This is a genomic window from Shewanella sp. 10N.286.45.A1, from assembly GCF_041470405.1.
Taxonomy (GTDB): Bacteria; Pseudomonadota; Gammaproteobacteria; order Enterobacterales; family Shewanellaceae; genus Shewanella.
Genome location: NZ_JBFRMK010000228.1, coordinates 1 through 4,631, shown reverse-complemented (window position 1 = coordinate 4,631; position 4,631 = coordinate 1). Strand labels below are relative to the sequence as shown.

Sequence of the window (4,631 nt, the reverse complement as noted above, 5' to 3'; positions counted from 1 at the left end):
GGGGAAAAGGGAGCGTAGTTACCCTAGAGTGTTGAAGTGTTCAAAGGACCGATATCCCATAAAAAAGAAAGCCGTTCACGTTAAGTGAACGGCATTAGCCATTAGGCTGCTTTTCTCAATTGAACTTAATGCATTATAGCTGACATGCCATAGTGCTATTACTGTTCAAGAACTGAATATCACCATCTACAGGCGCAAAGTCTGCAACTTTAATATCGCCTATATCTTTAATGTAGGTGTACATCACTTCAGCATCAACGTAGCCAGTCATAACTGGTGTTAGTACTGGGTAACCATCACCGCCAGCAGCATTGTAGCTAGGTACTGTGAAGCTATACATAGCGTCTGCAGCGTAGCCTTTACCGTTAATGTCATTGATTGTAACAGTCTTAGCTGCACAATCCACTTCCATCTTAATGCCAGCAAGCTGCGGGTAAGCACCAGATCCTTCAGCGCCAATATCGACAGTAGCAACAACGTTTAGGTACTCAGTAATCTCTGCACCCGTAAGTGTACTCTTAGTGATAGAGTTGCCAAAAGGCTGAACTGTAAGAACATCTTTGTAGGTGATTTCACCAGCTTCGATAGAATCTCGTACACCACCTGAGTTCATCACAGCGAAATCAGCATCAACTTTAGAGCGTTGTGCTTCAGCAATGAGTAGGCCTAGGTTGGTTTGTTGAGTACGAACTACACCACGATCACCTTCTAGCTTGCCATCTGTAGAACCAATAACTTCAGATAGACCTTCCTGACCTTTATCTTGGTACTGCTGCAATATTTCAAGCACTGTAGCATCAGGAGTAATCGCTTCACCAATTAATACTCGCTCGCCCTCTTCGTTTTTCTCCTTCAAGTTTACAGGGATTAGCTTGTAGCTTGCCAAATGTAATTTGTCGTTGAAGTATTCAAAGTTTGCTTGACCGACATACTTGCCCCACTCGTGTGCTTGCATGATAAATGTGCCGTTCTGAACGTCTGGCTTACATTCTGCACCAGCAGTAAATTCTGGATCGTATGCATCACCTTCCATACAAACCGGATTTTGAGAGTGACCACCGATGACGGCAGCAAGCTCGCCTTCAGCCATAGCACGTGCAAGTGCTACATCACCAGGCGCGTTATTACCGTGAGCACCATCAGCATAGTGCCCCATATGAGTCGTTGCAAACACTAGGTCAGCTTCGTCAGCATCTTTAATGTCTTTAATAACTTTCTTAAGCTCTTCCTTCGGATCAGTAAATTCTAAGCCACTAACAAATTCTGGATTAGCAATTTTAGCAGTGTCTTCAGTTGTTAAACCAACAACTGCAATGCGAATACCATTTACATTGAATACTTTATAGGCGTCGAAGTAACGAGTACCAGACTCTTTGTTATAGATGTTTGCCGCAAGCATTGGGAAGTCAGCCAGTTCGCGCTGCATATCGACCGTAGTTAAAGGATTGTCGAATTCATGGTTACCGACAGCCATGGCGTCATAACCCATTAAATTCATTCCGACAAAATCAGGGCGAGCATCTTGTAAGTCTGATTCAGGTACGCCTGTGTTTACATCACCACCAGATAGTAAAATAGTTTCGCCACCAGCAGCTTCAACTTCAGCGCGGATCTGATCGATCAGTGTTTTACGCGCAGCCATACCATATTCACCGTACTTGTTTTCGAAGAAACGGCCATGGTTATCGTTAGTGTGAAGTACTGTAAAGATAGTACAAGCTTCACCAGCTTCTGCACACGTCGCAGGTAGCACTACTTCTTTGTTGTCATCATTATCGCTACCACATGCTGTTAACGCTGTAACAACAGCTGTCGCGATTAGTCCTTTAATTAAAGTCTTTTTCATTACAATCAACCCCTTGATTATTTTTATGTTTTTGCAACATTTTATATATTCGGCAGAAATAACCCTATTTTCGCCGTGAATCATCTTAGCAAAGATTATGCTTTATTTGTGTCACATTCATTACATAAGATGATCTAAACCGCTCTTTTTAAAGCATTTTGTTTCACGGGCTGTATCATTAACAGAACAAGGGGGTAGTTAGTGGATTTAATATCAATAGCGGATAAATGGATTGTTACTAACACGAGAAACTAAAACAAATAATTTCATTACGTTATAGAGATAGGAAATTTAGAATCGATTGTTTCTAATTGAGAACAGGCGCTGCATTATTTAGCAACGCCAGATCGAACAAAAAAACAGCTATTAGTTTTCACTAATTTTAATTCAACACCGTTTGCAACCATTTAGAGATATCTCGTAGCTGCTCAGGTAACACATTATGGCCCATATCATAGGTTTGCCATTCAGTAGCATAACCTTGGCTTTTCAATAGTTCGAATGCCATTATTCCGGCATTAAGCGGCACAACTTCATCTTGAGTACCGTGTTGTTGCAAAATAGGCGTAGTACTATTCTCACTAGCAAGGTCAACAGGCATTTTGTCTGCTGTCGGCAGGTAGCAAGATAATGCCATGATCCCCGCAAGCTTTTGCTTAAGCCTTAAGCCACAAAACAAACTCATGACTCCACCCTGACTAAACCCAGCAAGGACAATACGATTTGCTTCAATGCCTTGGGCTATTTGTTCATCTATCAGCGCATTAATTAAGCTTTCGCTTTCCAGCACTCCTTTCATATCCGCTCGGTCGTGAAGATCCATACTCTTTATGTCATACCAAGCACGCATGATATAGCCACTATTGATGGTAACTGCTTGCTCTGGTGCGTGAGGAAAGACAAAACGAACACTGTGATCAACAGGTAACCCTAACGCCGGCACGACTGGCGCAAAGCCTGCTCCAGAATCGCCCAATCCATGTAGCCAAATAACACAAGATGTAGCTGGAACTGACGGCTCAACAATAATTCTCTCTAACGGCTTATCTAGCATGACTTTCCTTTTACTATATTAAGATAAAACTAAACATCCGCATGATATCAGTCTCTCTAGTAACATCCTATAGATACCCGCTCTACTTGAAAATGCTCGTTTCAGAGACTATGTGCCAGTTCAATTCTAGGCGCATTAACGTAGAAATGGTTATTCCCTTTTTAGTGAGTGCAACAACGAAGTGGGCTGGCACAAAGCCTTCTTCGATGGGCTTTAATGGACTTTACTCAGTGTTATTGATTTTACTAAGGGAATGACCATTCGTGGCAATCAATGCCGTGATTAAAGCCCATTAAATTCCCACTGAATCCCGCATATTCAGGTAGAACGGGTACAGTTATTAAATAGAAAGGTTTGAGCAACTAAATGCACTTTAATACTGCCCGTGCTGCAGCTAAGCTGAGCTAATTGAAATAACAGCATACAGGCGAATAGCATGGGTTTACTTCAAAACGGAAAATGGGTCGATAAGTGGTACTCAACTGAGGAGACTGGCGGTAAATTTACTCGGTCAGAATCGAGTTTTAGAGATTGGGTAACCCATGACGGAATGCCGTTCAAAAGCGGATTTCGCGGTTTTAAAGCCGAAAAATATCGTTACCATTTATATGTATCACTCGCCTGCCCTTGGGCCCACCGAACTCTGATCTATCTGCAACTCAAAGGTCTACAAGAGATCATAGGTGTGACTATTGTCGAACCACACATGTTAACTAATGGCTGGGAGTTTTCTGGTAATAAACAAAATCCAATCGCTCACCATATTGAAGGCGCCGATGTTGATGAATTAAACGCAGCTGACTTTCTTTATCAGATCTATCAGAAAGCAGATGCGAATTATAACGGGAGAGTCACAGTACCTGTGCTTTGGGATACGAAAACCAATACAATCGTTAGTAATGAGTCAGCTGAAATTATACGCATGCTTAATAGCGCTTTTAATCACCTAGTCAATAACAACCGAGATTTTTACCCTCAAGCGCTGCGTGCAGAAATCGATGAGCTGAATAGCTGGATCTATGACAGCGTAAATAATGGCGTCTACAAGGCGGGGTTTGCCACTACTCAAATCGCTTATAATGAGGCATTTGAACAACTTTTTACAGCTTTAGACACGTTAGAAGAGCGACTGTCAACGCGCCGTTATCTTACTGGAGATGAATTTACAGAAGCTGATATTCGCTTGTTTACCACTTTAATTCGATTCGATGCCGTTTATGTGGGCCATTTCAAAACTAATAAAAAACGGATAGTCGATTACCCTCAACTGTTTGGTTACGTACAAGAAATTTATCAAATGGATGGAGTATCACAAACGGTAAACTTTGAACACATTAAGCAACACTACTATTTTAGCCATGAGATGATAAATCCAACTCGGATAGTCCCTAATGGACCGGACATTGATTTCCATCAGCCCCATGGTCGAGCACAAATTAAATCTCGATGAGTTAACTTATCCCAAGCTCGGCTCTGATCTGCTGCAACTGTTGCTCATTGTCGAGTTTAAGATTCCAACGCACTGCACCCGCGTCAGCAATCATCATTAATGCATCTTGAAGAAATTTGATATCTTCCACCATGGCATACAGATGACAGTGATTATTTAGTCTTACTTGCACTTCAAATGGCGTAAGTACAATTTTTCCATTACTAAACTCAATAATCATCTATGATCTCCGCTTTTAGCGCTATATTAAAAAAGCCCAACAAGGTTGTAATGCCGGTCAG

At 41.7% G+C, this 4,631-nt stretch carries 4 protein-coding genes; 1 reads left to right on the top strand and 3 read right to left on the bottom strand.

Going from position 1 to position 4,631, the window contains the following annotated elements:
- Positions 1–133: 133 nt before the first annotated feature.
- Together ushA and AB4238_RS16470 are read right to left on the bottom strand one after the other, a co-directional pair.
- Positions 134–1,846: a bifunctional UDP-sugar hydrolase/5'-nucleotidase UshA gene (gene ushA / locus AB4238_RS16475; protein ID WP_372034406.1), complete on the bottom strand. Its 1,713-nt coding sequence runs from the start codon at positions 1,844–1,846 to the stop codon at positions 134–136.
- Positions 1,847–2,228: 382 nt separating this feature from the next.
- Positions 2,229–2,900, bottom strand: coding sequence for an alpha/beta hydrolase (locus AB4238_RS16470; protein ID WP_372034405.1), 672 nt, complete (start codon positions 2,898–2,900; stop codon positions 2,229–2,231).
- Between the two features lie 436 nt (positions 2,901–3,336).
- On the opposite strand from AB4238_RS16470, the gene AB4238_RS16465 reads away from it, so the two are divergent.
- Positions 3,337–4,350, top strand: coding sequence for a glutathione S-transferase family protein (locus AB4238_RS16465; protein ID WP_372034403.1), 1,014 nt, complete (start codon positions 3,337–3,339; stop codon positions 4,348–4,350).
- 1 nt (position 4,351) lies between these two features.
- On the opposite strand, the gene AB4238_RS16460 is transcribed toward AB4238_RS16465, so the two are convergent.
- Entirely contained in the window at positions 4,352–4,570 is a 219-nt protein-coding gene (locus tag AB4238_RS16460; RefSeq protein WP_372034402.1) for a DUF3389 domain-containing protein, read from the bottom strand.
- Between the last annotated feature and the right edge of the window lie 61 nt (positions 4,571–4,631).

Coding starts and splice junctions, on each gene's coding strand:
- AB4238_RS16460 (WP_372034402.1), bottom strand. CDS start 4,570: ATGATTATTGAGTTTAGTAATGGAAAAATTGTACTTACGCCATTTGAA.
- AB4238_RS16465 (WP_372034403.1), top strand. CDS start 3,337: ATGGGTTTACTTCAAAACGGAAAATGGGTCGATAAGTGGTACTCAACT.
- AB4238_RS16470 (WP_372034405.1), bottom strand. CDS start 2,900: ATGCTAGATAAGCCGTTAGAGAGAATTATTGTTGAGCCGTCAGTTCCA.
- ushA (WP_372034406.1), bottom strand. CDS start 1,846: ATGAAAAAGACTTTAATTAAAGGACTAATCGCGACAGCTGTTGTTACA.